We start from the raw sequence: 26,766 nt of genomic DNA, 5'->3' as shown, positions 1-26,766 counted from the left end.
CTCGCACCACCGCGCCGCCCGTCCCCACCGGGCTCCGTGCGGCGCACCTGTAGAACAGGAGCAAACCCCCGTGAAACTCTCACCTCGCCTTGCTGCGCTCACCGGCGCGGCCGCGGCCGGCCTGCTCGCCGCAGGAACCGCCGCCGCCGTGCAGGCCGCGCCACCCGGGCCCGCCGCCCCGAACCCGGCGCAGGCCCGCGCGACCGCCGCCGACTCCGCCCGCGCCCTGGTCGCGAACCGCCCCGCCTACCTGCAGGCCGGCTCCGACGACGCGTTCGTCCAGAAGCCGGTCATCTCCTCCGAGGGCACCCAGTACGTGCCCTACGAGCGCACCTACAAGGGCCTTCCGGTGGTCGGCGGCGACTTCGTGCTCGCCACGGACTCGGCCGGCAACCTGAAGTACGCCTCGGTCGCCCAGCAGCGGCCCATCGGCGCCCTCGCCACCACGCCCGCGCTGACCCCGGCCGCCGCCGCGAGGACGGCGCGCGCACAGCTCAAGACCGTCGACGCGGTCGAGGGCACCACGCTCGTGGTCTACACGCTAGGCGCCGCACCGGCGCTGGCCTGGGAGAGCACTGTGCGCGGCACCGGCGCGGACGGCCCCAGCCGCCTCACCGTCGACGTCGACGCCCGCACCGGCGCGGTCCTGCGCAAGCAGGAGCACGTCGTGCGCGGCACCGGCACCGGCGCCTGGAACGGGCCCAGCCCGCTCACCCTCAACACCACCCAGTCGGGCTCCACGTACACCATGAAGGACCCGACCGTCACCAACCTGAGCTGCCAGGACGCGGCGAACAACACCACGTTCAGCGGCTCCGACGACGTGTGGGGCAACGGCACCGCCACCAACAAGGAGACCGGCTGCGTGGACGCGTTGTTCTCCGCGCAGACCGAGCACAAGATGCTCGCCCAGTGGCTGGGCCGCAACGGCGCCAACGGCAACGGCGGCTACTGGCCGATCCGGGTGGGCCTCAACGACCAGAACGCCTACTACGACGGCAGCCAGGTGCAGATCGGCAAGAACACCGCCGGCCAGTGGATCGGCTCGCTGGACGTGGTGGCGCACGAGATCGGCCACGGCATCGACGACAACACCCCCGGCGGCATCTCCGGCGGCGGCACGCAGGAGTTCGTGGCTGACACGTTCGGCGCGGCCACCGAGTGGTTCGCCAACGAGCCGTCCAGCTACGACGCGCCGGACTTCCTGGTCGGCGAGAAGATCAACCTGGTCGGCTCCGGCCCGATCCGCAACATGTACAACCCGTCCGCGCTCGGCGACCCGAACTGCTACTCCAGCAGCATCCCGTCGACCGAGGTGCACGCCGCGGCCGGCCCGGGCAACCACTGGTTCTACCTGCTCGCCAACGGCAGCAGCCCGACCAACGGGCAGCCGTCCAGCTCGACCTGCAACGGCAGCAGCGTGACCGGCCTGGGCATCCAGAAGGCCATGAAGATCATGTACAACGGCATGCTGCTGAAGACGTCGTCCTCGTCGTACCTGAAGTACCGCACCTGGACGCTGCAGGCGGCGAAGAACCTCTACCCGGGCAGCTGCGCGGAGTTCAACACGGTCAAGGCGGCCTGGGACGCGGTGAGCGTGCCGGCCCAGTCCGGCGACCCGACCTGTGCCGGCGGCACCCCGACGCCCACGCCGAGCACCACGACCACCCCGCCGTCGGGCGGCTGCTCCGGCAACAAGCTCGCCAACCCGGGCTTCGAGTCGGGCAACGTGAACTGGAGCGCCTCGTCCGGCGTCATCACCACCGACAGCGGCCAGGCCGCGCACGGCGGCTCGTACAAGGCGTGGCTGGACGGGTACGGCTCGTCGCACACCGACACGCTCAGTCAGTCGGTGACGATCCCGGCCGGATGCCGGGCGACGTTGAGCTTCTGGCTGCACATCGACAGCGCGGAGTCGACCACCAGCACCGCGTACGACAAGCTCACCGTCAAGGCGGGCAGCACCACGCTGGCCACCTACTCCAACCTGAACAAGGCCACCGGCTACGTGCAGCGGTCCTTCGACATCTCTTCGCTGGCGGGCACCACGGTGACCATCTCGTTCACCGGCGTGGAGGACAGCTCGTTGCAGACGTCCTTCGTCGTCGACGACACCGCGGTCACCCTGAGCTGACAGTGGCGTAGCGCGGCCGGTCGTCGTCCTCCCGGCGGCCGGCCGCCTCGTCGTGCCGGGGCGTGTGCGGTCGGGTCAGACCGCGCGCCCGGCCCGGGACCCGGCACCGCGGTCGCGGTGGATCCGCGCGGCCGCCTCGTGCATCGCGCGGCCGAACAGCTCGGCCTGGTCGCCCATGTTGCCGAGGCGGGCGGCGAGCGCGTCGGCGTCGGCCCGGGCCGACGCGCTGACCCGGTCGTCCAGCTCGGACAGCGCGGCGTTGGCGGCGGTGACGAGGTGTCCGCAGAGGACGTCGAGGGGCTCGCCGGCCAGCTCCGGGTCGATCGTCACGGACTCGAGCCGGCCACCCTGGACGGCGACCGCGCGAACCCGGCCGCCGGCTGCGGTGCCCTCGGCGAACAGCAGCTCACCCGGCTCGCCGTCGGCATGCGCCGAGGCCCGGGAGCGCATCGCGGTGAGCGCCTGCTGCGTGCGGGTCAGCAGCTCGTCGATGCTCGCGGCCGCCGAGAACGGGTCGTTGGTCATATCCGCGCTTTCTTCACGTCTTAGCCGAGCATGCGTGACCCTAGCAACCGGCTCCGACGAATCGCGGTCACCGGCCGGTCCGGGTCGCGTCCCGGCCCCGCGAGCAGGCCGGACACCGGCCACGCGGCGTGTCGCGGACGGCCGAGCGCCCGGCCGGGGCGAACCGGCCGGGCGCTCGGACGAGGTCAGCGCAGGCGCAGCTGCTGACCGGGGAAGATCAGGCCCGGGTCGTCGCCGACCACTGCCCGGTTGCGCTCGTGCAGGGCACGCCAGCCGCCGTCGACGCGCTGCGCCACGGCGATCTCCGACAGCGTGTCCCCGCGCCGGACCACGTACGTCCCGGCAGCGGAGGACGGCCGCGGCACCGCCTTCGTCGTGGCGCGTTCCGGCGCGGCCTTCGTCGCGGCGGCCCGCTTCGGCGCCGCCTTCTTCGGTGCCGCCTTCGTGGTCGCCCGCTCGGACCGGGTCGCCGCGCTCGCCGAGCCGCCCTTCTTGCCGCAGACCGGCCACGCGCCGATGCCCTGGCCGCGCAGCACCTTCTCCGCCACGGCGATCTGCTCGGACCGGCTGGCCAGGTCGGCGCGCGCGGCGTACTTCTGGCCGCCGTAGCCGTTCCAGGTGGCGCGGGAGAACTGGAGCCCGCCGTAGTAGCCGTTACCGGTGTTGATCTTCCAGTTGCCGCCGGACTCGCAGCGCGCGACCGCGTCCCAGTTGACGCCCGCGCTGGCCGGAGCGGCCGGGCCGAAGAGGGTCGCGGCGCCGACGGCGGCGCCGGCCAGGACCGCCCCGAGAGCGGTACGGCGGCTTCGGGCTGAGTATTCAGTTGCCATGTGGATTCCTCCACGCCGACGAGGTGAGCTGTCGGGTTCGGGCCGAGGAGCCCGGCCGCCGGTGGCGGCTTCACCCCGAGGTGACGATGCACCGTGGAACGTGTGGTTCCCCCGCTCCCGCACGAGGTTCGGTTACCGGGGCCGGCGGCGGGATTTGGCGTTTCCGGCACTCGGTGTCCGCGTCTGCGAACGAAACCGACGCTAGGAGCGATTTGCGACGATCGTCCACTTCTTGTGACGCTCTTCACCCGGCCGGGCGACCGGCGGCGGCGCTACGGTGGCAGGGCCAGGCAAGATCACGGGAGGGCTTGACGGATGACCGATCACGGACACGAGCTGACCTTCGGCGGCTTCATCACCCCCGCCGCCGCGCAGCCCGACCAGGTGGTGGCGCTGGCCCGGCTCTGCGAGCAGGTCGGGCTGGACCTGGTCACGTTCCAGGACCACCCCTACCAGCCGGGCTTCCTGGACACCTGGACGCTGATGTCCTACGTGGCCGCCGCGACCGAACGTGTCCGCCTGGCCGGAAACGTCCTCAACCTGCCGTTGCGCCAGCCGGTGGTGCTGGCCCGCAGCGTCGCCAGCCTGGACCTGCTCACCGGCGGCCGGGTCGAGCTCGGGCTCGGCGCGGGCGCGTTCTGGGACGCGATCGAGGCGGCCGGCGGGCGACGCCTGTCCCCCGGCGCCGCCGTCGAGGCCCTCGACGAGGCGATCCGGGTGATCCGCGAGGTCTGGGACACCGACCGTCGCGGCATGATCCGCGTCGACGGCGAGCACTACCGGGTGGTCGGCGCCAAGCGTGGCCCGGCGCCCGCGCACCCGGTGGGCATCTGGGTCGGCGCGTACAAGCCGCGCATGCTGCGCCTGGTCGGCCGCGCCGCGGACGGCTGGCTGCCGTCCCTGTCGTACCTGCCGAAGGGCCCCGACGAGCTGCCCGCCCTCAACGCGCTGGTCGACGAGGGCGCGGCGGCCGCGGGACGCGACCCGGCCGCGATCCGCCGCATGCTCAACGTGACCGGCACGTTCGCCCGCTCGTCGGCCGGTTTCCTGGCCGGGCCGCCGGAGCAGTGGGTGGAGGAGCTGGCCGGGCTCACCCTGGAGCACGGCATCACCACGTTCATCCTCGGCAGCGACGAGCCGCGCGCGATCCAGATCTTCGGCCAGGAGGTCGCGCCCGCCGTGCGGGAGCTGGTCGCCGCCGAGCGCGCCGCGCCCGCCGGCGGAACCCGCACGGCCGCCGACGAGCAGACCTCCGCCGGCGGCCCGAGCACGCTCGGCGTCACCCCCACCCCCGACCCGGGGGTACGCCTGAGCGCGCGCCGCCCGTGGGACGAGTCCACCCGCCCGAGCGCCCCGCCGCCGCCGGCCGGGCACGTCTACCCGGCCCGCGGACAGGCCGCCGGCCAGCACCTGGTGGACGTGCACGACCACCTGCGCCAGGAGCTGGCCCAGGTGCGCGACCTGCTGGAACAGGTCAAGCAGGGCTCTGTCACGCCGGGCCGGGCGCGGGCCGCGCTGAACGAGATGACCATGCGGCAGAACAACTGGACGCTCGGGGCGTACTGCGCGGCGTACTGCACGATGGTCACCCAGCACCACGGGCTGGAGGACGCCTCGATCTTCCCGCACCTGCGCCGCTCCGAGGCCGGGCTGGCGGCGGTGCTGGACCGCCTGGAGGAGGAGCACGTGGTGATCCACGGCGTGGTGGAGAGCGTCGACCGGGCGCTCGTGGAGCTGGTCCGCCGGCCCGGCGACTTCACCGGACTCCAGGAGGCGGTGGACCTGCTCACCGACACGCTGCTGTCGCACCTGTCGTACGAGGAGCACCAGATCGTCGAGCCGCTGGCCCGGCACGGATTCTTCCCCGGCCAGCTGTGAGGTAGCTGGCTTTTGCTTTCCTAAGTCAGGTGGGTACCGTTGACGCCATGACGGACCTCCTCGCGCAGCGTGACTCCTGGTCCACCGCCAACTGCTCGATCGCCCGGGCGCTGGAGGTGGTCGGCAACCGCACCACGCTGCTCCTGCTGCGGGAGGCGTCGTTCGGCACCCGCCGCTTCGACGACTTCGCCCGGCGGGTCGGCGTCAGCGAGCCGGTGGCCGCCGCTCGCCTCAAGCAGCTCGTCGCCGACGGGCTGCTCGACCGGCGTCCCTACCGCGAGCCCGGGCAGCGCACCCGCGACGAGTACGTGCTCACCGCCAAGGGCAGCGACCTGATCCCGGTGCTGGTCGCGCTGCGGCAGTGGGGCGACACGTACGCCGCCGACGAGGCGGGCCCGGCGGTCCGGGTGGCCCACGACGAGTGTGGCGCCCCGGTGCACGCCCGGCTGCGCTGCGACGCCGGGCACGACGTACCGCCCGGTGAGCTCGCCGTCCTGCCCGGTCCGGGCCTGCTGTCCGCCTGACTCCCTCCCTCACCACACCTCGGAGCGACACATGAAGATCGCTGGAAGCACCGCCCTGGTCACCGGCGCCAACCGCGGCTTCGGCCGGCACCTGGCCGCCGAACTCGCCGCGCGCGGCGCCACCGTCTGGGCCGCCGCCCGCAACCCGGACACCGTGGACCTGCCCGGCGTTACCCCGGTGCGCCTGGACGTCACCGACCCCGCGTCGGTCGCCGCCGCCGCGGAGCGGGCCGGTGACGTGACGCTGCTCGTCAACAACGCGGGCGTGAGCACCGGCACCGACCTGCTCGACGGCGACCTCGACAAGATCCGGCTGGAGCTGGAGACGCACTACCTCGGCACACTGTCGGTGGTACGGGCGTTCGCGCCCCGGATCGCCGCGAACGGCGGCGGCACGATCCTGAACGTGCTGTCCGCGCTGTCCTGGTTCACGTTCCCCGGCGTCGGCGCGTACGGCGCGGCCAAGGCCGCCGAGTGGTCGATGACGAACGCCCTGCGCCTGGAGCTGGCCGGCCGGGGCGTCCGCGTCGCCGGCCTGCACGTGGGCTACATGGACACCGAGATGGCCGCCGCCGTCCCCGGCCCGAAGGCGCACCCGGCCGACGTCGCCCGGCTCGCCGCCGACGGCATCGAGTCCGACAGCTACGAGATCCTGGCCGACGACGTGGCCCGCCGGGTCCAGGCGGGGCTGTCCGGCGGGGTGGCAGCGCTCTACCCAGCGCTCCCCTGAGCCGACCCGTCGTCGCCGAGGTGGCGGCGCCACCTCGGCAAGACAGTTCCGCTGCCACAACTACCGCCCGAGGTCCCTCCATCTGGGACCAGCCTCCCCCACTTTGGGACACCCCAGCGTCATCGACACCAGCTCGCCGAGGTGGCCGGGTCAGAGCCCGTGGGATGCCGCCACTTCGGCGCAGTGGTGTCGATCAAGCGGCTGCCACGACTACCGCCCGGGCACAGTCGATCAACAGCGGCGCTCCGCCATCCACCCCGACCCACACCTGTGCACCGGGGCAGCCCTGCCGATGCGGGCGGAAGCCCTCACCGCCCCGGGCATCCCTCCAGGTGGGATCGATCTTCCCCAGTCTGGGATACCCACCGTGATCATCACCAGTACGGCGAAATGGCGGGGTCAGAGCTCGTCCGATACCACCACTTCGGCGAGCTGGAGTGGATCATCAGCTGACCCGACACCCGCCCGACCATCGACTTTCCGAGCGGGGTCGACACCGGCTCGGCGAGGTGGCGGTATCGGAGGCATGCCGATACCGCCACCTCGGCGTCATGGAGTCGATCACGCCGGCCCGCCGGGGTTGGTCGGGCGAACCGGGTCGGGGTGGGGCTACAGCCCGCGGGCCAGGCGGTCGGCGAGGATGCGGGTGAACCGGGCCGGGTCGGCCAGCTCGCCGCCCTCGGCCAGCAACGCCATGCCGTACAGCAGCTCGGCGGTCTCGGTCAGCGCGGCCGTGTCGCCGCCCTCGCCGTGCGCCTTGCGCAGCCCGGTGACCAGCGGGTGGGCCGGGTTCAGCTCCAGGATCCGCTTGATCTGCGGCACCTCCTGGCCCATCGCCCGGTACATCTTCTCCAGCGTCGGCGTCATGTCGTGCGCGTCGCCCACCACGCAGGCCGGCGAGGTGGTCAGCCGGGTGGACAGCCGCACCTCCTTGACGCTGTCGGCCAGCGCGCCGCCGAGGAACGTGAGCAGGTCGGCGTACTCCTGCCGCTCGGCCTCGGCCTTCTCCTTCTCCTCCTCGGTCTCCAGGTCCACCTGCCCCTTGGCGACCGAGCGCAGGGTCTTCCCGTCGTACGCGCCGACGCGCTCGACCCACACCTCGTCCACCGGGTCGGTGAGGATCAGCACCTCGTAGCCCTTGGCGCGGAACGCCTCCAGGTGCGGCGAGTTCTCGATGGTGGCCCGGTTCTCGCCGGTGGCGTAGTAGATCTCGCTCTGGCCGTCCTTCATCCGCTCCACGTAGTCGCGCAGCGTGGTCGGCTCGGCCGGGTCATGGGTGCTGGCGGCCCGGACCAGCTCCAGCAGCGTCTCGGTGTTGTCCGGGTCCTCCAGCAGACCCTCCTTGACCACCGCGCCGAACTCGGTCCAGAACGTGCGGTACGACTCGGCGGACATGTCCTTGAGCGTGGCGAGCACCTTCTTGACCAGCCGGCGGCGCACCGCGCGGATCTGCCGGTCCTGCTGGAGGATCTCCCGGGAGATGTTCAGCGACAGGTCGTGCGCGTCCACCACGCCCTTGACGAAGCGCAGGTAGTTGGGCATCAGCGCGTCGCAGTCGTCCATGATGAACACGCGCTTGACGTAGAGCTGCACACCGCGGCGGCCCTGCGGGGAGAACAGGTCGAGCGGGGCGTGCGAGGGCAGGAACAGCAGCGCCTCGTACTCGAAGGTGCCCTCGCCGCGCATGTGGATCGTCTCGAGCGGGTCGGCCCAGTCGTGCGCGACGTGCCGGTAGAACTCCTTGTACTCGGCCTCGTCGACCTCGTCCCGCGAGCGCGCCCAGAGCGCCTTCATCGAGTTGAGCGTCTGCTCCTCGCGGGTGGTGGCGCCGTCCTCGCCGGGCTTGTCGACTGTCATCCGGATCGGCCACGAGATGAAGTCGGAGTACCGCTTGACGATCTCGCGGATCGTCCACTCGGCGGTGTAGTCGTGCAGGTTGTCCTCGGTGTCGACGGGCTTGAGGTGCAGCGTGACCGAGGTGCCCTGGGGGGCGTCCTCGACCTCCTCGATCGAGTACGTGCCCTCGCCCGCGGACTCCCAGCGGGTGCCGCCGGACTGCCCGGCGCGGCGGGTCAGCAGCGTCACCTTGTCGGCGACCATGAACGTGGCGTAGAAACCGACGCCGAACTGGCCGATCAGCTCCTGGGACGCGGCGGCGTCGGCGGACTCGCGCAGCTTGCGCAGCAGCTCGGCGGTGCCCGACTTGGCGATCGTGCCGATCAGGCCGACCACCTCGTCGCGGGTCATGCCGATGCCGTTGTCCCGCACGGTGAGCGTACGGGCGTCCTTGTCGACCTCGATCTCGATGTGCAGGTCGGACGTGTCGGCCGGCAGCTCCTTGTCGACGAGCGACTCCAGCCGCAGCTTGTCCAGCGCGTCGGACGCGTTCGAGATCAGTTCGCGCAGGAAGACGTCCTTGTTCGAGTAGATCGAGTGCACCATCAGCTGCAACAGCTGACGAGCTTCGGCCTGGAACTCCAACGTCTCGACCCGGTCGCTCACACCGACTCCCTTCCCTCTGGCGGGCCTACGGCGCAAAGGATACGAGGGGTGACCAAGGAGGCACGCACCGGCCGTCCTCGAAATCGACTGGTACAACCAGTTGACGGGTTGATGTGTTCGGGGCCACACTGCTGCACATGACCTTCGATCCCGCTCCCCGTGTCTCGGTCTCCGACCACGTCTTCGGGCGGCTGCGCGACGCGATCGTGTCCGGTCGCTACGCGCCGGACGAGACGCTGCCCGGCGAGCGGGAGCTGGCCGGGGCGTTCGCGGTCAACCGGCACGCCGTCCGGGAGGCGCTGCGCCGCCTGCAACAACTCGGCCTGGTCCGGGTCAGCCAGGGCGACGCGACCCGGGTGCTGGACTGGCGGGTCCACGCCGGACTGGACCTCGCGCTGTCCCTGGCCCGCTCCGGCGACGTACTCCCGGTCGAGACGCTGGTGCGCGACATGCTGGAGATGCGGGCGTGCGTCGGGATCGACGCGGCCCGGCTCTGCGCCGAGCGCGCGGACGCGGCGGTCGTCGCCGCCCTGGTCCGGGCCGCCGAGGAGTACGGCGACCTGGCCCCCGACCTGGACCTGATGAACGAGGCGAACATCGCCGTCTGGCGGCTGATCGTGCGCGGCAGCGGCAACACCGCCTACCAGCTCGCCTTCAACAGCCTGGTGGCCGGCACGTTCGCGGTCGGTGACGTCCCCCCGGACGCCCGAGCGGCCGAACTGCTCGACGTGGCCGGGCACCGCCGTCTCGCCGCGTCGATCGCCTCCGGTCAGGGTGCGGCGGCGGCCCGGCACGCCCGGGAGCTGCTGACCGCGCCGGTCACCACCCCCACCACCCCCGTCCCCGGAAGGGAAGCGCGCGCATGATCCCCGCCGTGCTGTACGCCGTCCCGGCGTTCCTGCTCCTGATCGTCATCGAGGCGGTCTCCTACCGCTTCCTGCCCGACGACGACGAACGCGGCTACGAGCTGCGCGACACCACCACCAGCCTGTCGATGGGGCTGGGCAGCCAGATCATCGGCTTCCCGTGGAAGCTGCTCACCGTCGGTGCGTTCGCCGCGCTGTGGACCGTGGCGCCGGTGCACCTGTCCCCCGGCGACTGGTGGACCTGGGTGATCCTGTTCTTCGCCGACGACCTGGCCTACTACTGGTTCCACCGCTCGCACCACGAGGTACGCGTGCTCTGGGCCAGCCACGTCGTGCACCACTCCAGCGTCTACTACAACTTCTCGACCGCGTTGCGGCAGAGCTGGACGCCGATGACCTCGCTGCCGTTCTGGCTGGCGCTGGCGCTGCTCGGCATCCCGCCGTGGATGATCTTCCTCCAGCAGTCGGTCAGCCTGCTGTACCAGTTCTTCCTGCACACCGAGCGGATCAGGGTGCTGCCCCGGCCGATCGAGTGGATCTTCAACACGCCGTCGCACCACCGCGTGCACCACGGCTCGAACACCGAGTACCTGGACCGCAACTACGGCGGCATCCTGATCATCTGGGACCGGCTGTTCGGCACGTTCGAGCCGGAGCGGGCCACCGCGCGCTACGGCCTGACCAAGAACATCGGCACCTACAACCCGCTGCGGGTGGCCACCCACGAGTTCACCGCGATCTGGTCCGACGTACGCCGGGCCGACTGCTGGCGGCACCGGCTGGGCTACCTGTTCGGCCGTCCCGGCTGGCAGCCGGCCCGATGAGGCGCTCCTGGCTGCTGCCCCTGTTCGGGCTGGTCGCGGCCGTCGAACTGGTCGGCGTCGCGCTCGACTCGGCAGCGCTCCAGTGGGTGGCCAAGCCGCTGCTGGCGCCGGTGCTGCTGGCGTACCTCTTGACGCACCGGCGCCGCGTCGACGCGGTGGCGGTCGGCCTGGTCGCCGCCACCGCAGGCGACGTCGCACTCCTCGTGGAGGGCGACACCGCGTTCCTGGCCGGGATGGGCTTCTTCCTGGTCACCCAGATCGCGTTCATCACCGCCTTCATCCGGCACCGGCGCGCGCCGGTCGTGGCCTGGGCCGGTTACCTGGTCGCCTGGGCCGGCGCGAACGCGCTGCTCTGGAGCATGCTCGGGCCGCTTCGGCTGCCGGTGCTCGGCTACAGCCTGGCCCTGTGCCTGATGGCCGCCGCCGCGACCGGGGTGTCGGCGCCTGTCGCCGCGGGCGGGGCGCTCTTCCTCGTCTCCGACCTGCTCATCGGCGTGGGCGCGGCCGGCGTGGACCTGCCTGGGCGAGGGCTGCTGGTGATGGTCACCTACTGCGCCGCGCTGCTGCTCATCACCACCGGCTGGGTGGCCGCGACGCGCCCGGCGACCGGCCCGCAACCGCCGCCTGCGGGTACCCTGCTCGCGTGGCCAGGGAGAACGGGCGCAAGCTGATCGCCTCGAACAAGAAGGCGCGGCACGACTACGACATCCTCAAGACGTACGAGGCGGGCATCGTGCTGGCCGGCACCGAGGTCAAGTCGCTGCGCGAGGGGCGGGTGTCGCTTGTCGACGCGTTCGCCCAGGAGCGCGACGGCGAGATCATGCTGTACGGCCTGCACATCGCCGAGTACGGCTTCGGCACCTGGACCAACCACGCGCCCCGGCGCACCCGCAAGCTGCTGCTGCACCGGGTGGAGATCGCCCGGATCCTGGAGAAGCTGCGCGACGGCGGCGTCACGCTGGTGCCGCTGTCGATGTACTTCGCCGACGGCTGGGCCAAGGTGGAGCTGGGCCTGGCCCGGGGCCGCCGGTCGTACGACAAGCGCCAGGCGCTGGCCGAGCGGGACGCGAAGAAGGAGATCGCCCGGGAGATGGGCCGCCGCCTCAAGGGCCGGACGGCGGCGCGGCGGGGCTGAGCGGGCCGTTTTCTGTCCCAGGGCGGTGGCACGCTGAGGCGCATGACCGATCTGACCTGGAACCCGCTGCTCCGCGAGCAGCTCACCTGGCACTGGACGTACCAGTTGCGCGATCGCCTCGCCGGGCTCACCGACGCCGAATACCTCTGGGAGCCGGTCCCCGGCTGCTGGAGCGTGCGGCCGCGCGGCGACGACGGCACCCCGGCGATCGACTTCGCGATGCCGCAGCCGGACCCGCCGCCGTTCACCACCATCGCCTGGCGGCTCGCCCACGTCGTCGTCGGCGTGCTGGCCATGCGCAACGCGTCGCACTTCGGCCGCGCGCCCGCCGACTACGCCTCGTTCCCCTACTCCCCGACCGCGGCCGGCGCGCTGGCCCAACTCGACGAGGAGTACGCCGCCTGGACGGCGGGGGTCGAGGCGCTCGGCGAGGAGGGCCTGGCCCGCCCCTGCGGCCCGGCGGAGGGGCCGTTCGCCGATGTCCCGATGGCCACGCTCGTGCTGCACATCAACCGGGAGGTGATCCACCACCTGTCCGAGGTGTGCCTGCTGCGCGACCTGTACCGCCACACGCCGGAGCCGACGCGATAAATACAAGACTCCTTGTACATCGTGTCTTGTAGGTCTAGCCTGGCGTCATGACTGACGGAACCGGCAACCGGCGCGTGAGCGACCCGCGAGCCATGCGGGCGCTGGCCCACCCCACCCGGCTGCGGCTGCTCGGCGAGCTGCGCCTGCGCGGCCCGCAGACGGTCGGCATGCTGAGCGAGCGGACCGGGGAGGCGATCGGGTCGGTCAGCTACCACGTCGGCAAGCTGGCCGAGCACGGCTTCGTGGCCGAGGCGCCCGAGCTGGCCCGGGACCGGCGCGAGCGGTGGTGGCGAGCCGCGCACGCCACCACCGACTGGGATCCCCTCGAACTGCTCGACGACCCGGAGCGCCGGCTCGCCGGCAACCTGCTGCGCCAGGCCGCCATGCAGCGCTACGTGGCCCGCTACCAGGCGTACCTGGACTCCGAGGCGAGCCTCGACCCGGCCTGGGTACGCGGCACCACCAGCAGCGACATCGTGCTGCGCCTGACGCCGGAGGAACTGGTCGAACTGCGCGACGAGTTGTCCGCACTGGGCCGGCGCTGGCAGGAGCGCGGCGCGCCCGGCCGGCCCGGCGCCGAGATGGTCACGCTCATCTGGCAGGCGTACCGGGGGCCGCAGTGACCCGCGACCGCCGGCCCCTGGCCGGACTGCTGATCGGGCACGCCGTCTCGCTGACCGGCAACGTGCTCACGCTCATCGCACTGCCGCTCTACGTGCTGGCCGAGACCGGCTCACCCGCCGCCACCGGGCTCGCCGGGGCGTTCGCCACCGCGCCGGTGGTGCTCGGCGGCGCGTTCGGCGGCGTCCTCGTCGACCGGATCGGCTACCGGCGCTCCAGCGTGCTCGCCGACGTGATCTCCGGCGTGACGATCGCCGCCGTACCCCTGTTGCACGCCACCGTCGGCCTGCCGTTCCCGGCGCTGCTTGCCCTGGTCTTCGCCAGCGGCCTGCTCGACACGCCGGGGCAGACCGCGCGCACGGCGTTGCTGCCGGAGGCCGCGGCGGCGGCCGGGGTGCCCATCGAGCGGGCGGTCGGCTGGGCGGAGGCGACCTCGCGCGGCGCCCGGATGATCGGCGCGCCGGTGGCCGGCCTGCTGGTCGGCGTGTTCGGCGCGCTGCCGGTGCTGGCGGTGGACGCGGTGACGTTCGCCGTGTCGGCGCTCGTGGTGGCGCTGCTGGTGCCGCGCGGCCTGAGCCCGTCCGGCGAGGAGAGCGAGCCGGAGACCGGCGGCTACTGGCGGCAGTTCGCCGCCGGGCTGCGCTTCCTGGTCCGCGAGCCGCTGCTGCGCGCGATGGTCCTGCTGGTGCTGGTGACCAACCTGTTCGACGCGGCCAAGAGCCAGGTGCTGCTGCCGGTGGTCGCCGACCGGGAACTCGGCGGACCGGCCGCGTTCGGCCTGCTGGTGGGTGTCATGGGCGGCGGGGCGCTGGTGGGCTCGCTGGTGTTCAGCGCGATCGGGCACCGGCTGCCCCGCCGGGCCACGTTCGTCACCGCGTACGTACTGTGCGGCGCACCCCCACTGTGGGCGCTCGCCGCCGCGCCGCCGCTGCCGGTGGTGGTAGCCGTGGTCGCGGTGGCCGGGCTGGCCGCCGGCTCGCTCAATCCGCTGATGGGCGCCGTCGAACTGGAGCGCGTGCCGCCCGCCATGCGGGCCCGGGTGTACGGGGTGATCGGCGCGGGCGCGTGGGCGGCGATGCCGGCCGGCGCGGTCGGCGCGGGATTCGCCGCGGACCGGTTCGGCCCCACGTCCACGCTCGTCGTGATGGGCGCCTGCTATCTGCTGGTGGTGCTGACGCCGCTGCTGGGCGGCCCGTGGCGGGACATGCGCCGGCCCACTGTGGTGCGGCAACGCGACCCGGAGCCCACATCGGAGCGACAGCGGGAAACGCTCTCTTGACATCGACCGACTTCGTTCATACCTTCATCGAAGTCTATCTGTATGGTTTGTTAACCGTTGGGCGGGGCCGGCCGCCGTGACGGGGAACGGCCACCGCCCCCGCAGGAGGCGCCCCGTGCGCACCATCCGTACCCTCGCCGCCCTGACGGTGACAGCGGTCGGTCTCACCGCCGCCCTCGCCGCCGTCCCCAGCACCCCGGCCGCCGCCGCCCCCGGCGCGGTCACCTGGTCCGACGACTTCAACGGCCCAGCCGGCGCCGCCCCCGACGCGAGCAAGTGGCGCTACGACATCGGTGGCGGCGGCTGGGGCAACAACGAGCTGCAGTACTACACCAACAGCACCCGCAACGCCGCGCTCGACGGCAACGGCAACCTGGTCATCACCGCCCGCAAGGAGAACCCGTCCGGCTACTCGTGCTGGTACGGAAGCTGCCAGTACACCTCGGCCCGGCTGCTCACAAACGGCACGTTCGCCCAGGCGTACGGGCGGTTCGAGGCGCGCATCAAGGTCCCGCGTGGTCAGGGGCTGTGGCCGGCGTTCTGGATGCTCGGCAACGACATCGGCACGAACCCGTGGCCCGGCAGCGGCGAGATCGACATCATGGAGAACGTCGGCTACGCGCCGTCGACCGTCTGGGGCACGCTGCACGGTCCCGGCTACTCCGGCGGCAGCGGCGTCGGCGCGTCCACCTCGCTACCAGGCGGCCAGGCGCTCGCCGACGCCTTCCACACGTTCGCGGTGGACTGGGCGCCGGACTCGATCACCTGGTACCTCGACGGCGTGGCGTACTCGCGCAAGACGCCCGCCGACATCGGCGGCAACCGCTGGGTCTTCGACCACCCGTTTTTCATGATCATGAACGTGGCGGTCGGCGGGAACTGGCCCGGCTCGCCGGACGGCAGCACCACGTTCCCGCAGACCATGACCATCGACTACGTCCGGGTGCAGGCGTGGGACAACGGTGGCGGGGGCACCGGCGGGCAGATCGCCGGGTACGGGAACAAGTGCGTCGACGTGGCGAGCGCCGGCACCGCGAACGGCACAGCGGTGCAGCTGTGGACCTGCAACGGCACCGCCGCCCAGCGCTGGACCTGGAACGCCGACGGCTCGGTACGCGCGCTCGGCAAGTGCCTCGACGTGGCCGCCGGATCGACGGCGAGCGGCGCCAAGGTGCAGCTCTACGACTGCAACGGCACCGGCGCGCAGAAGTGGGTGTTCAGCGCGGCCGGGGACATCGTGAACCCCCAGGCGAACAAGTGCCTGGACGCCACCGGTCCCAGCTCGGCCGACGGCACCCGGCTGCAGATCTGGGACTGCACCGGCGCCGCCAACCAGAAATGGCGCCGCTGACCGGCGTCCCGCCCCGCCACCCCTCCCCCGCGATCTTGCACTTTCGGCCCGAGCGGTGACGCGAATGTCCCATTCGCCCGGGCACAAACTGCAAGATCGCGAGGGCTGACCGCCTCGCCGGGGGCACGAATGGCGTTGCGGGCTGGGATACCGTGAGGTCCGTTTCGCTCCCGCGAGACCAGGTCATCGATCCCCTGGGAACCGCCATCATGGATGAACCGACCGGCGCGCTGCCGTCGACGAGCGGGTTCACGCCGGAGCCGATCTCCACCGCACGGCTGGACCTGCTGCCCCTGGCCGTCGAGCACGCCCGGGAGATGGCCGCCGCCCTCGCCGACCCGGCGCTGCACACGTTCATCGGCGGCGAGCCCGCTTCCCCCGCGGCGCTGCGGGCCCGCTACGAACGGCTGGTCGCCGGCTCCCCCGACCCGGCCGAGTCGTGGTGCAACTGGGTGATCCGGCTCCGGGACGACGGCCGGCTGGCCGGCTTCGTCCAGGCCACGGTCACCGGGCCACACGAGCCGGTGACGGACGCCGCCACGGCGGGCGCGCGGGCAGTCGGGCACCGGCACCTCGACGAGGCGACACCGGCCACCGCGGGACCGGTCGCGGAGATCGCATGGGTGGTGGGAACACAGTGGCAGGGCCGCGGGATCGCCACCGAGGCCGCCCGTGGGATGGCCGGCTGGCTGGGCCGGCGCGGTGTGCGTACCCTCGTGGCCCACGTCCATCCCGACCACCGCGCGTCGGCGGCGGTGGCCACGGCCTGCGGCCTGGCTCCCACCGACGTGTGGCAGGACGGCGAGGTCCGCTGGACCGGACCGGCTGCCCCGCCTCCCCCGCCTGCCCGGGGTTGACCAAGGGGTTCGTGTCGGAGACGGCGGGGATCAGAAGGGGGCGTCCACCGACAGGCGGCGGACCTGGGTCAGGTAGGGGTCCAGTTCGCCCACCTCGAAGCGGCACGTGCCGATGACGTGCCAGAACTGGCCGCCCGGGTCGCCGTCCAGCTTGTACCGGCCGTCCGGGCTGACCGCCGCCCACCCGTCGGGCAGGCCGATGAGCGTGGTCCGCAACTGGGCGTGCTCCGGGTCGGCCACGTCCCACAGCCGTACCGTGCCGTCGTCACCGGCGCTGGCGAGCAGGCTGCTGTCCGGGCTGAAGTGCACCGACCAGACGCGCCGGGTGTGTGCCGCAAGGGTGCCGTGCAGCCGGCCGGTGACCGGATCCCACAGCCGGATCACCAGGTCGTCGCCGGCGGTGGCGAGCAGGTTGCCGTCCGGGCTGAACGCGCAGGACCAGAGCCGCCCGTCGTGTTCGGTGAGCACGAGGCGCCGCTCGCCGGTGACCGCGTCCCAGACCACCGCCGTGCCGTCGTTGCCGGCGCTGGCGAGCAGCGTGCCCTCGCTGTTGAAGCCGACCGAGTAGACCCGGTCGGTGTGGTGTTCGAGGGTGAGCCGGCAGGTGGCGGTGGCGGCGTCCCAGAGCCGTACCGTCTGGTCGTCGCAGCCGGTGGCGATGGTCTCGCCGTCGGGGCTGAACGCGACGGTGCGCACGCGCCCCCGGTGCGGGGTGAGCGTGGCGAAGTGGCGGCCGGTACGGCGGTACCAGAGGCGCACCGTGTCGTCGTCGTTCGCGGTGGCGAGGGCGTCGCCGTCGGGGCTGAACGCGACCGCCCACACGTGGTCGGTGTCCACGTTGAGTTCCCGCTCGTCGGCGCCCGTGTCGGTGTTCCACAGATGCACGCCGCCGTCGCCGCTGGGCGTGGCCACCAGCGGCTCGTCGGGGCAGAACACCACCGACAGCAGCCGGTCGGCCGGGCTGGCGAGCTGCCGCAGCAGGCGGCCGGTACGCGGCTCCCAGAGGCGGATGACGCCGTCGTTGCCGCAGGCGGCCAGCACCTCGCCGTCGTCGCGGAAGGACAGCGCGGTGACCTTGCGGCCGTGCCCGCGCAGCGTGTGCTGGAGCTGCCCGCTGCGGACGTCCCACAGCCGGGTGGTGCCGTCGTTGCTGCTGGTCGCCACCTGGTTCTGGTCCGGCCGCCAGACCACCGGCCACACCGAGCCGCGGTGCCGGGTCAGCTCGTGCCGCACCTGCCCGTCGTCGGTGTCCCAGAGCTGGATCGCGCCGTCGCTGGCGGCGGTGGCGAGCAGGCTGCCGTCGCCGTTGAACCGGACGCTGTAGATCGCGCCGCGCTGCCGGCCGAGCACCCGCACCGGCCGGCCCGTCTCGGTCTCCCACAGCCGCAGCGCGCCGTGCGTGTCGCCGGTCGCCATCAGCGTGCCGTCGGGGTGGATGTCGAGGGCGTACACGTCGGCCTCGTGGCCGCGCGGCGCGCGCAGCAGCTCACCGTCGGTGGCCCGGCGGATCCAGATGCGGCCGTGCTGCCCGACGGCGGCCAGCAGCCGGCCGTCCGGTGAGTGCACGACCCGGTAGACCACCTCGGGCTCCTGCACCTCGAACGCCAGCTTGCCGGTCGGGATGTCCCACCCACGGACCGTGCCGGCGCTGTCGGCCACCACCACGCGCCGTCCGTCCGGGCTGAACGAGGTGCCCCAGATCGGCGCGGAGTGGCCGGGCCACTCGTGGCGCAGCCGGGCGCCGCGGGTGTCGTAGAGCCGCACCACGCCCGCGGCGTCGCCGACCACCAGGCGGCCGCGGCGGCCGTCGGTGAGCAGCGGCCACACCCAGCCGGTGAACACGTCCTCGATGACGTGCCGCACGTCGCCGTGGTCGGCGTCCCACAGCCGTACGGTGAGGTCGGCCGAGCCGGTGACGAGCTGGTGGGACGCGGCGTCGTAGCGGACCGCGTACACCCGGGACCGATGTCCCTGGAGCGTGCGTACCGGCAGCCCGGTGGCGGTGTCGCAGAGCAGCACACCGCCGTCGTCGCTGCCGACGGCGAGCACCGCGCCGTCCGGGCTGTACGCCACCGGCACCGGCAGCCGGCCCACCTCGAAGCCGTACCCGACGCCCACGGCGGGCGGGGCGAGGCCCGGCGCGACCGGCCGGCCCGGTGCGACGACGGCGCCGCGCAGTTCCGGGGCGCGCAGCAGCGCCGGGTCGGCGCTGACGTCGATCAGCGCGGTGCGGTGCCAGCTGCTGCCGGCCACGCGCGCGCCCCGCAGGTCGGTCCGGAACAGCCGGGCACCGGCCATCTCCGCGTCGCGCAGGTCCGCCCCGGCGAGGCGGGCCTGGTCCAGCCGGGCGCCGCGCAGCCGGGCGTGCTCCAGCCGCGCCTCGGTCAGGTTGGTGGCGATCAGCCGCGCGTCGGTCAGGTCGGCGCCGGTCAGGTCGGCGCCGGCGAGTTCGCGGTGCGACAGGTCCTCGCCGCGCAGCACCGCGCCGCGCAGGTCGGCCCGGTCCGGCAGGCGCAGCCGGGCGGACAGCCGCAGCGCGTTGGCGCGCAGCGTCTCCCCCGCCGACTCGTCACCGAGCACCCGCGCGGTCCACGCGGTGCAGCGGGCCGGGTCGGCGAGGTCGCCGAGGAACTCCACCGCGAGCGCGGACAGCGACCGTACCGCCAGCGCGCCCGGCTCCTCGCCCCTGTTGATCTGCTCGGCCACCCCCTCGGCGACGAGCCACTCCATCACCGAGGTGTGGATGAACCCGAACAGCCCGTCGTCGGTACGGACGAGCAGGCTGCCCGCGCCGACCGCGTGCGCCGCCTGCGGGCCGGACAGCCGCGAGTCGGCCCGGCCGGCGAGCCGGCCGGTGGACTCGGCCAGCTCGGCCAGGCGCAGGTACGCCTCGCCGCTCTCCCACAGCTGGAACGCCAGCCGGCTCACCGCCTGCCACAGCTCGGGCCGGCGCAGGCTCACCGGCGCGCCCGGGATGCCCTGGGTGCGGCGCTCCTCGAAGTCCAGCCAGGACTCCAGGATCTCCCGGTACAGCGCGGCGGCGCTGAACGTGCCGCCCGCCCCGGCCACGGCGGCGAGCCGCCCCTCGTCCAGGTTGGCGATGAAGCCGAGCATGCGGGGGTTGCGGGAGAGCCCGAGCAGGTCCTTCACGCCGGCGAGCAGGTCCATCCGCTCGCGGGCGGCCCGCTCGTCGCCGCCGTACCGGTTGCGCAGGAACGCCTCGATCTGCCCGGGGGTGAAGTCCTCCACGGCGAGTACGCGGCGGTGCGGCAGCAGGCCGACCCGCTCGCCGAGCGCGGTCAGCACCTGCGAGTTGGTCTTGAAGTGCTGGGTCCGGCTGCTCACCACGATCTTCGCGTTGCCCTCGGCGGCTTGGAGCAGCGTCTCCAGGTGGTCGGCCGCCCGGTCGTAGGTCACCCGGGCCACCAGCTCGTCGAAGCCGTCGAACAACAGCACGATGCGGCCCTGGCGCAGCATGTAGCGGAACGCCTTGAGGTCGATGACCTGCTCGCCGTGGTTGGCCAGGTGCGCGGCGACCAGGCCGTCCACGGAGTGCGCCTTGTCCAGCGCCCGCAGCTCGACCAGGATCGGGATCAGGTCCGGCGCGGCGGTGGGCAGCCGCCGGGCCACCTCCCGCAACGCGAACGTCTTGCCCCGGCCGAAGTCACCGAGCACCAGCACGAACCGGCCGTCCGGCGCGGACACGGTCTCCAGCAGCTCGTCCACCACGTCGTCGCGGACGCGCTGGTCGGCGCCGACGAGGTGGCGGTAGCGCTGCGGCACGTACTGCCCGGGCGGGTAGAGCCGGTCGGCCTGGAGCCGGGCGGTCTGCGCGGCGACGTACTCGCGCAGGTCGAGCAGGCCCTGGAACTCGGTCAGGTGCAGCACGCGTACGCCCCGGCGCTGCGCCTCCTCGGCCAGCCCGCGCGGCACCCGGTCGCCGTCGTAGACCAGCTCGGAGGCGATGTCCGGGTCGGTGGCGTGCACCCGCCGGGCGAAGACGTCCACGTCGGCGGCGGTGGGGGTGCCCACGTGCGCGCCGACGCGCTGCTGGCGGACCACCCCGTCGGAGCGGTAGCTGATGTACAGGTGCGGCGGGTCGGTGCCGACGCGGCGTACCACCACCCGGTCGTAGCGGGCCTCGCAGACCTCGGCTAGCCGGTCCAGCAGCCGCTGCACCGGGGCGACCGGCGCGGCGGCCACCGCCGCGCCCTGGGTGGCCCCCTCGACGGCGGCCGGGCGGCGCGGGTCGGGCACCTGCGCCGGGCCGGACGCGCCGAAGGTGGCCTCCGCGTGCGGCCAGGACACGGCGGTGACAGTGCCGCCGTCGAGCCGGTCGTCGCGGCCGAGCACCCAGCGGGTCATCCCGTCGCCGCCGAGCCGCAGCACCTGCGCCCGGCCGTCGCGGGGCGCGGCGGCCAGCGGCACCACCGGGTCGACCCGGGCCGACGGCGCGGCGTCGGAGAGCAGCAGGTTGAGCATCGGGCCGACCAGCCGGTTGACCGAGCCGCGGTCGCGCAGCGACACCGGGTCCGGGGGCACCTCGTCGGCGTACGGGCTGCGCGCCCCCGGCGCGTGCGCCATCGCGCCCAGCCGCAGCCAGCCGGACTGCTGGTAGTGGCGCAGCCGCTGGGCGAACCAGCTGGACTGCGCCTCGCCGAGGAAGCCGTACCGGTCCTCCTCGCGGTGGGTGATGGCGATGGTGGAGTTCAGCCCGGCCACCACCACCCGCAGGTCGGGTACCGGGAACAGTGTCCAGGGCTGCTCGCTGTCGAAGATCCGGTCGTCGAGCCCCTGGTAGAGGTCGTCGAACAGGCGCGCGTAGTGCCGCCACTTCGGCCAGTACGGCGGCTGCGGGTCGACGTCGTCGGCCTCACAGGTGGCGAAGTACGCGCGGCACGCGGCCATCGTCACGTCGCGCGGGCCGGGCACCACGACGAGGCGGTGCGGTTCCAGCCCGAGCAGCACCCGCAGGCCGGTGAGGAAGCTCAGCGCGTCGGAGAACTCGCGCGGGCTGCCCGACTCGGTGAGGTTGCCGGCGACGACGAGCAGGTCCGGCCGGGGCACGCCGTCGTTCATCAGCAGCGTGAGGTCGCCCATCAGGTGTTCCTGCACCTCACCCGGGGTGACCGGCGCGCCGGGGGTGATCACGCCCCGGCCGAAGCGCGGCCCGGCGACCTGGAGCACGGTGACGGTGTCCCGGGTGGTCGGTGGCGCCACCGCGGCGGGCGGGAACGGCGGCGGGTTGATCGGGGTACGCCGGGCGCGGCGGGGCGCGGGCGCGCCGGCGGCCGGCGCGGCGAGCACCCCGTGCGGGTCGGCCGGGTGGTGCGGGAACGCCGGCTGCCGCATCGGCTTGGCGCGGCCGTCGAGCGCCTCCCGGATCCGGTCGAGCACCCGGTTGCGGGCCTGCACCGGGTCGTCCACGCCGACCAGGTCCACATAGGTGATGGTGGCGAGGAGGCCGTCGATCGGGCAGTCCTCGACTCGTACCGTGACGAGCTTGTTGCCGGTGCCGTCCGGGTCGGCGCGCAGCGCGGCCTGCCACTCCAGCTTGCCGTACGTGGAGTGCAGGTAGCGTTCGGACAGCACCGCCACGACCACCTCGGCCTCGCGGACGCCGCGGTCCATGAAGTCGATGAAGTTGGTGCCGGCGACGAAGTCCCACGCCTGCAGCAGCGTGCGATAGCCGGCCGCCTCGAACTCCCACGCCAGCCACGTGGCCCAGCGTTCGTCGGCCGGTGAGTAGCTGATGAAGAAATCGATGGGTCGGTCGGACCGGGTGGGGTGCGCGCCTACAACCACATGGTCATTATGGCCACCGACGGTCAACAGATCGACACCCTCGGCAGCCCGGTTCGCGACCGCGTCGGGCTCCTGCCTCCGCACCGGCGTGTGGGAGGATCATCCCTCGTGGAGACCCCCGGCGATCCGCCGAACGCCGTGCCCGACCGCTCCCGCTGGGGCCGCCTGCACGTGCTGGACTGGATCGCGATCGGGCTCGCAGTGCTCGGCGTGGTGTTCGTGCTCACCGGGCTGCTGCCCCGCGCCGACGCCGAGGGCACGATGCGCCGGATCATCCCGATCCTGATCTTCCTCGGCACGGTCGTGGTGCTGGCCGAGCTGACCGCCGTGGCCGGGGTGTTCGACGCGCTCGCGACCCGGGTGGCGGTGACCGCGCGGGGCAGTTTCCGGGCCCTGTTCTGGCTCTGCGTCGGCTTCGCCTCGGTGACCACCATCGCGCTCAACCTGGACACCACGGCGGTGCTGCTCACGCCGGTGATGATCGCGCTGGCCCGGGCGCTGAACGTGCCGCCGACGCCGCTGGCGATGACCACCGTGTGGCTGGCGAACACGGCGAGCCTGCTGCTGCCGGTGTCCAACCTGACGAACATCCTGGCCAGCGACCGGGTCGACCTGGACCCGGTGCCGTGGGCGGCCCGGATGTGGTGGCCGCAGCTGGTGGCCGTGGCGGTGACCGCGCTGCTGCTCTGGTGGTGGTACTGGCGTCCGGCGCGCGCCGGGGCCGACCCGTTCGTCCCGCCGCCGTCGTACGTGCCGCCGGACCGGGTGCTCTACCGCACCGCGCTCGCCGCCTGCCTGCTGTTCGTCGCCGGGATCCTCGCCGGGGTGGAGATCGGCATCGCCTCGGCGGTGGCCGCCGCGATCCTGGTCGCCGGCTTCGCGGTGCGGGCCCGGCACCGGCTGCGGCTCGCGCTGGTGCCGTGGCGGCTGCTGGTCTTCGTGACCGGGCTGTTCCTGGTGGTGCAGACCATCGGCCGGCACGGCCTGGACACGGTGATGGGCACGCTCATCGGCACCGACCCGGGCGCGGAGGGGGCGCTGCGGGCGGGCGCGGTCGGCGCGCTGTTCAGCAACGTGGTGAACAACCTGCCCGCGTACCTGGCCGGCGAGGCGGTGATCGCGGCCGACCGGCACACCCAGTTGCTGGCGCTGCTGATCGGCACGAACGTGGGCCCGCTGGCCACGCCGTGGGCGTCGCTGGCCACACTGATCTGGTACGAGCGCTGCCGGGCCGCCGGGGTGGCCGTACCGCTGGGCCGGTTCGTGGCCACCAGCGCCGCGCTCGCCGTGCTCGCCACCGCCGCCACCGTGACGGCGCTTCTTGTCGGTCCCGGTGCCTAGCATCGCGACCATGAGCAACGCACCCGAGATCGTCCGCCGCTACTTCGCGCTCGCCGGCCAGGCCGACAAGGAGCCCTACCTCGCGCTGTTCGCCGACGACGCGGTGGTCGAGGACGAGGGACGCACCCACCGCGGCATCGACGAGATCCGCGCCTGGCGCAGCGGCACGCCGCTGGTGTCGTACGAGATCACCGACGTGGAGCAGACGCCGGCCGGGACCGTGGTGACGGCCACGATCAGCGGCGACTTCCCCGGCAGCCCGTTCGCCGGGCTGCGGTTCCGGTTCGAGGAGTACGACGACACCCGCATCCGCCGGCTGCGCATCGCCCCCTGAGCCGGGGCGGGAAAACCGGTACGGCCCGATCCCGGCCGGTGGCTACCGTGCCCACATGACCGCCGCGCCCACGCTGCACTTCTGCACCGACCCGGGCGAGTTCCTCGACGCCGCCGAGGCGTACCTGGCCGCCGACCCGGTGATCAACACGGTCGTCGCCAGCGTGACGCGCCGGATGGCGGCCCGCCGCGCCGAGGGCGTCGCGCTGCCCGAGGACGACTGGTGGCTGGTGGTGCGGGACGGCTCCGGGGCGGTGGTGGGCGCCGCGATGCGTACCGCGCCGTCCCCACCGCGACCGCCGTTCCTGCTGCCGATGCCACGGGAAGCAGCCGTGGCGCTGGCCCGGGCGTGGCACCGGCGCGGCGAGCGGGTCCGCGCGGTGAACGGCGCGCTCCCCGCCGCGCGCGCCTGCGCCGACGAGGTCGCACGCCTCGAGGGCGGGCGGGTCGCTGTGGCCCAGCACACCCGGCTGCACCTGCTCGGCCACCTGACGCCGCCCGCACCGGTGCCCGGCGCGCTGCGGAGCGCCACCGTCGACGACGCCGACCTGGTCGCCGCGTGGTTCGGCGCGTTCATGGCCGATGCCGACGAGCAGGCGGGCCGTCCGCGCGGGACGAGCGCCCACGAGGCGCCCGACCACGCCGAACTGCTGCACCGGATCCGGGACGGGCGGGTCTGGTTCTGGACCGACGGGTCGGGTGCTCCGGTACACCTGACCGCCGCCAACCCGACGTCGTTCGGCGTGGCCCGCGTCGGCCCGGTCTACACGCCACCCGAGCAGCGCGGGCGCGGCTGGGCCGGAAACGCCGTCGCCGAGGTCAGCCGGCTGCTCACCGCCGAGGGCGCACGGGTGTGCCTGTTCACCGACCAGGCCAACCCGGTGTCGAACCGGCTCTACGCCCGGCTCGGTTTCCGGCCGGTGGTCGACATGGCCAACCTGGTCGTCGCCGGCTGATCCGGGCGCCTCACGCCCCGGCCCGCTGGAGCGTCCGGCGCGTCGAGCGTCGCGGACGCCAGCAGCGCCAGCTTCTCGGCGTCGCCGGACCCGGCCTCCGGGTGGAAGACCACGAGCATCAGCGTCTCGGCGCCGCCGATGGCCAGCCGCTCCCGGTTGAGGGTCAGCTCCCCGAGCTGCGGGTGCCGCATCCGGATCGGCCCGCCGCTCTGTCCGCGTACCTCGTGCCGGGCCCAGAGCTGGCGGAACCGGGCGCTGGCGAGCGCCAGCTCCCTGGTGAGCTCGATGAACCGGGGGTCGTCCACGTCGGTGCCGACCGCCTGCCGCAGGTTCGCGACGAGGCATTCGGTGAGGTCCTGCCAGTCCGGGTAGCGGGCCTGCTCGGCCGGGTCCAGGAACATGTCCCGGAGCTGGTTGCCTCCGACGGCGAGCCGGGGCGACAGCGCGCGGGCGAGCGCGTTCGAGGCCAGGATGTCGAAGTACCGCCCCTCGATGTACGCGGGCTGGGCGAGTGAGTCCAGGAGCTTGAGCGCGCCCGGCGGCGGTGTCTCCCTCGGCGACCGGCGGCGCCGCCGGGGCTGCTCCGCGACGAGCGTCAGCAGGTGGGCGAGGTGGTCGTCGTCGAGGCGCAGCACCCGGGCGATCGACTCCAGCACCTGCACCGACGGGCGGCGGTCCCGGCCCCGCTCCAGCCGCAGGTAGTAGTCGGCGCTGATGCCGGCCAGCATGGCGACCTCCTCGCGCCGCAACCCGGGCACCCGCCGCACTCCCCCGTCCGGGATGCCCGCCTGCCGCGGGGTCACCAGTTCCCGCCGCGCCCGCAGGTACGCGCCGAGCGCGTTCGTCGTCTCGCTCACCGGACCACCGTACGGCGCGGCGACGCCCTCAGAGGGGGCCCTGTCAGGACCCCGGTCCGACAGGGCTCTGGCCGGTGCGGACGGCCGTTCGTAGCGTTCCCCGCGGCCAGTCCGGCCCACGTACCGCGAGGAGAGACATGACCGTCACACTGATCACCGGCGCCAACAGGGGCATCGGTTTCGAGACCGCCCGGCAGCTGCTCGACCTGGGCCACGTCGTGTACGTCGGCGCCCGGGACGTCGAACGGGGCGAGACGGCCGCGGCGACGCTCGGCGCGCGCTTCGTGCAGCTCGACGTGACCGACGACGCCTCGGTCACCGCCGCGCTGGCCGCGATCGACGCGGCCGAGGGCCGGCTCGACGTGCTCGTGCACAACGCGGGAGTGCTCGACGAGGCCGTCAGCGGCCCGACCGCCCTGCGTGTCTTCGACACCAACGCGGTGGGCGTCGTCCGGGTCACCGAGGCGGCGCTGCCCCTGCTGCGCCGGTCGCCGAACCCCACAGTGGTCACGGTGTCCAGCAGCGCCGGGTCCTTCTGGGCGACGACCAACCCGCAGCGCCCGGAGTACGGCATGCCGGCCCTGCTCTACGCCTCGTCCAAGGCGGCGGCCACCATGCTGACCCTCCAGTACGCCAAGGCGAACCCGGGCATCCGGTTCAACGCGGTCGAGCCCGGCTTCACCGACACCGACATGACCGCCGCGATGGCCGGCGGCCGGTCGCCGCGGGACAGCGCCCGGGTGATCGTACGGCTGGCGACGCCGGACGCGGACGGCCCGACCGGGACGTTGCAGGACGAGCACGGCGAGCTGCCCTGGTAGGACGCG

22 protein-coding genes and 1 riboswitch are annotated in these 26,766 nt (G+C 73.4%); of the genes, 17 read left to right on the top strand and 5 right to left on the bottom strand.

The genetic code is table 11. The features are described from left to right. Positions 1-70 precede the first annotated feature (70 nt). Positions 71-2,134 carry a M4 family metallopeptidase gene (locus IRY44_RS05475; protein ID WP_194799363.1) on the top strand — a complete coding sequence of 688 codons (2,064 nt, stop codon included), beginning with the start codon at positions 71-73 and terminating at the stop codon, positions 2,132-2,134. A 75-nt stretch (positions 2,135-2,209) separates the two neighbouring features. On the opposite strand, the gene IRY44_RS05470 is transcribed toward IRY44_RS05475, so the two are convergent. Together IRY44_RS05470 and IRY44_RS05465 are read right to left on the bottom strand one after the other, a co-directional pair. Continuing rightward, positions 2,210-2,659 carry a YbaB/EbfC family nucleoid-associated protein gene (locus IRY44_RS05470; RefSeq protein WP_194799362.1) on the bottom strand — a complete coding sequence of 150 codons (450 nt, stop codon included), beginning with the start codon at positions 2,657-2,659 and terminating at the stop codon, positions 2,210-2,212. A 185-nt stretch (positions 2,660-2,844) separates the two neighbouring features. Further along, complete coding sequence (locus IRY44_RS05465) at positions 2,845-3,489, bottom strand: transglycosylase family protein (protein ID WP_194799361.1); 645 nt, start codon at positions 3,487-3,489, stop codon at positions 2,845-2,847. Then, a riboswitch (cyclic di-AMP (ydaO/yuaA leader) is annotated at positions 3,488-3,633 on the bottom strand. Its footprint overlaps the gene before it by 2 nt. A gap of 171 nt (positions 3,634-3,804) precedes the next feature. Between IRY44_RS05465 and IRY44_RS05460 the strand changes: the two genes are divergently transcribed. From IRY44_RS05460 to IRY44_RS05450, 3 genes are read left to right on the top strand one after another with little or no spacing between them, the layout of a single operon-like run. Beyond that, on the top strand, positions 3,805-5,367 hold the full coding sequence (locus tag IRY44_RS05460) for an LLM class flavin-dependent oxidoreductase (RefSeq protein ID WP_194799360.1): 1,563 nt from the start codon (positions 3,805-3,807) through the stop codon (positions 5,365-5,367). A gap of 47 nt (positions 5,368-5,414) precedes the next feature. Continuing rightward, complete coding sequence (locus IRY44_RS05455) at positions 5,415-5,891, top strand: helix-turn-helix domain-containing protein (RefSeq protein ID WP_194799359.1); 477 nt, start codon at positions 5,415-5,417, stop codon at positions 5,889-5,891. Between the two features lie 31 nt (positions 5,892-5,922). Further along, positions 5,923-6,621, top strand: a complete 699-nt coding sequence (locus IRY44_RS05450; protein WP_194799358.1) for an SDR family oxidoreductase — start codon at positions 5,923-5,925, stop codon at positions 6,619-6,621. Positions 6,622-7,230: 609 nt separating this feature from the next. On the opposite strand, the gene htpG is transcribed toward IRY44_RS05450, so the two are convergent. Continuing rightward, positions 7,231-9,123 (bottom strand): molecular chaperone HtpG, encoded by a 1,893-nt coding sequence (htpG, locus tag IRY44_RS05445; RefSeq protein ID WP_194799357.1) that lies wholly within the window; start codon positions 9,121-9,123, stop codon positions 7,231-7,233. Positions 9,124-9,260: 137 nt separating this feature from the next. Here htpG and IRY44_RS05440 point away from each other — a divergent pair, with 137 nt between their 5' ends. The 9 genes from IRY44_RS05440 to IRY44_RS05400 all read left to right on the top strand — a co-directional run bounded on the left by IRY44_RS05440 (position 9,261) and on the right by IRY44_RS05400 (position 16,647). Continuing rightward, positions 9,261-9,989, top strand: coding sequence for a FadR/GntR family transcriptional regulator (locus IRY44_RS05440; protein WP_194799356.1), 729 nt, complete (start codon positions 9,261-9,263; stop codon positions 9,987-9,989). Then, a complete protein-coding gene (locus IRY44_RS05435; RefSeq protein ID WP_194799355.1) occupies positions 9,986-10,813 on the top strand; it encodes a sterol desaturase family protein in 828 nt (275 codons plus the stop codon). Before IRY44_RS05440 ends, IRY44_RS05435 begins: the two co-directional genes overlap by 4 nt. After that, entirely contained in the window at positions 10,810-11,484 is a 675-nt protein-coding gene (locus IRY44_RS05430) for a lysoplasmalogenase (RefSeq protein WP_194799354.1), read from the top strand. Before IRY44_RS05435 ends, IRY44_RS05430 begins: the two co-directional genes overlap by 4 nt. Beyond that, positions 11,457-11,948 (top strand): SsrA-binding protein SmpB, encoded by a 492-nt coding sequence (smpB, locus tag IRY44_RS05425; RefSeq protein ID WP_194799353.1) that lies wholly within the window; start codon positions 11,457-11,459, stop codon positions 11,946-11,948. Before IRY44_RS05430 ends, smpB begins: the two co-directional genes overlap by 28 nt. Positions 11,949-11,990: 42 nt before the next feature. After that, positions 11,991-12,539, top strand: a complete 549-nt coding sequence (locus tag IRY44_RS05420; protein ID WP_194799352.1) for a DinB family protein — start codon at positions 11,991-11,993, stop codon at positions 12,537-12,539. A 47-nt stretch (positions 12,540-12,586) separates the two neighbouring features. After that, positions 12,587-13,162, top strand: coding sequence for a helix-turn-helix transcriptional regulator (locus IRY44_RS05415; RefSeq protein ID WP_194799351.1), 576 nt, complete (start codon positions 12,587-12,589; stop codon positions 13,160-13,162). After that, on the top strand, positions 13,159-14,439 hold the full coding sequence (locus IRY44_RS05410) for an MFS transporter (protein WP_194799350.1): 1,281 nt from the start codon (positions 13,159-13,161) through the stop codon (positions 14,437-14,439). The genes IRY44_RS05415 and IRY44_RS05410 overlap by 4 nt, the downstream gene beginning before the upstream one ends. Before the next feature lie 115 nt (positions 14,440-14,554). Continuing rightward, entirely contained in the window at positions 14,555-15,790 is a 1,236-nt protein-coding gene (locus IRY44_RS05405; protein ID WP_194799349.1) for a family 16 glycosylhydrolase, read from the top strand. A 209-nt stretch (positions 15,791-15,999) separates the two neighbouring features. After that, positions 16,000-16,647: a GNAT family N-acetyltransferase gene (locus IRY44_RS05400; RefSeq protein WP_194799348.1), complete on the top strand. Its 648-nt coding sequence runs from the start codon at positions 16,000-16,002 to the stop codon at positions 16,645-16,647. A gap of 30 nt (positions 16,648-16,677) precedes the next feature. Here the strand turns inward: IRY44_RS05400 and IRY44_RS05395 are convergent, their stop codons facing one another. Next, positions 16,678-22,452 carry a TIR domain-containing protein gene (locus IRY44_RS05395; RefSeq protein WP_194799347.1) on the bottom strand — a complete coding sequence of 1,925 codons (5,775 nt, stop codon included), beginning with the start codon at positions 22,450-22,452 and terminating at the stop codon, positions 16,678-16,680. 108 nt (positions 22,453-22,560) lie between these two features. Here IRY44_RS05395 and IRY44_RS05390 point away from each other — a divergent pair, with 108 nt between their 5' ends. The 3 genes from IRY44_RS05390 to IRY44_RS05380 are packed head-to-tail and all read left to right on the top strand — an operon-like array spanning position 22,561 to position 25,082. After that, on the top strand, positions 22,561-23,793 hold the full coding sequence (locus IRY44_RS05390) for an SLC13 family permease (protein WP_194799346.1): 1,233 nt from the start codon (positions 22,561-22,563) through the stop codon (positions 23,791-23,793). A 10-nt stretch (positions 23,794-23,803) separates the two neighbouring features. Continuing rightward, positions 23,804-24,127, top strand: coding sequence for a nuclear transport factor 2 family protein (locus tag IRY44_RS05385; protein ID WP_194799345.1), 324 nt, complete (start codon positions 23,804-23,806; stop codon positions 24,125-24,127). A gap of 55 nt (positions 24,128-24,182) precedes the next feature. Further along, on the top strand, positions 24,183-25,082 hold the full coding sequence (locus IRY44_RS05380; RefSeq protein WP_194799344.1) for a GNAT family N-acetyltransferase: 900 nt from the start codon (positions 24,183-24,185) through the stop codon (positions 25,080-25,082). Here the strand turns inward: IRY44_RS05380 and IRY44_RS05375 are convergent. Next, a complete protein-coding gene (locus IRY44_RS05375; protein ID WP_194799343.1) occupies positions 25,022-25,939 on the bottom strand; it encodes a helix-turn-helix transcriptional regulator in 918 nt (305 codons plus the stop codon). The two genes, IRY44_RS05380 and IRY44_RS05375, sit on opposite strands and share 61 nt — an antisense overlap. Positions 25,940-26,076: 137 nt before the next feature. On the opposite strand from IRY44_RS05375, the gene IRY44_RS05370 reads away from it, so the two are divergent. Then, a complete protein-coding gene (locus IRY44_RS05370) occupies positions 26,077-26,760 on the top strand; it encodes an SDR family NAD(P)-dependent oxidoreductase (RefSeq protein ID WP_194799342.1) in 684 nt (227 codons plus the stop codon). The last annotated feature ends 6 nt before the right edge of the window (positions 26,761-26,766 follow it).

It is taken from the genome of Micromonospora sp. ANENR4, assembly GCF_015354395.1.
Classification (GTDB): Bacteria; Actinomycetota; Actinomycetes; order Mycobacteriales; family Micromonosporaceae; genus Micromonospora; species Micromonospora aurantiaca.
Note: the sequence above shows the minus strand (reverse complement) of the source record. Positions and strands in the feature narration are given on the sequence as shown.

Coding starts and splice junctions, on each gene's coding strand:
- IRY44_RS05370 (WP_194799342.1), top strand. CDS start 26,077: ATGACCGTCACACTGATCACCGGCGCCAACAGGGGCATCGGTTTCGAG.
- IRY44_RS05455 (WP_194799359.1), top strand. CDS start 5,415: ATGACGGACCTCCTCGCGCAGCGTGACTCCTGGTCCACCGCCAACTGC.
- IRY44_RS05420 (WP_194799352.1), top strand. CDS start 11,991: ATGACCGATCTGACCTGGAACCCGCTGCTCCGCGAGCAGCTCACCTGG.
- IRY44_RS05465 (WP_194799361.1), bottom strand. CDS start 3,489: ATGGCAACTGAATACTCAGCCCGAAGCCGCCGTACCGCTCTCGGGGCG.
- IRY44_RS05415 (WP_194799351.1), top strand. CDS start 12,587: ATGACTGACGGAACCGGCAACCGGCGCGTGAGCGACCCGCGAGCCATG.
- IRY44_RS05385 (WP_194799345.1), top strand. CDS start 23,804: ATGAGCAACGCACCCGAGATCGTCCGCCGCTACTTCGCGCTCGCCGGC.
- IRY44_RS05450 (WP_194799358.1), top strand. CDS start 5,923: ATGAAGATCGCTGGAAGCACCGCCCTGGTCACCGGCGCCAACCGCGGC.
- IRY44_RS05460 (WP_194799360.1), top strand. CDS start 3,805: ATGACCGATCACGGACACGAGCTGACCTTCGGCGGCTTCATCACCCCC.
- IRY44_RS05435 (WP_194799355.1), top strand. CDS start 9,986: ATGATCCCCGCCGTGCTGTACGCCGTCCCGGCGTTCCTGCTCCTGATC.
- IRY44_RS05440 (WP_194799356.1), top strand. CDS start 9,261: ATGACCTTCGATCCCGCTCCCCGTGTCTCGGTCTCCGACCACGTCTTC.
- IRY44_RS05470 (WP_194799362.1), bottom strand. CDS start 2,659: ATGACCAACGACCCGTTCTCGGCGGCCGCGAGCATCGACGAGCTGCTG.
- IRY44_RS05400 (WP_194799348.1), top strand. CDS start 16,000: ATGGATGAACCGACCGGCGCGCTGCCGTCGACGAGCGGGTTCACGCCG.
- IRY44_RS05380 (WP_194799344.1), top strand. CDS start 24,183: ATGACCGCCGCGCCCACGCTGCACTTCTGCACCGACCCGGGCGAGTTC.
- IRY44_RS05430 (WP_194799354.1), top strand. CDS start 10,810: ATGAGGCGCTCCTGGCTGCTGCCCCTGTTCGGGCTGGTCGCGGCCGTC.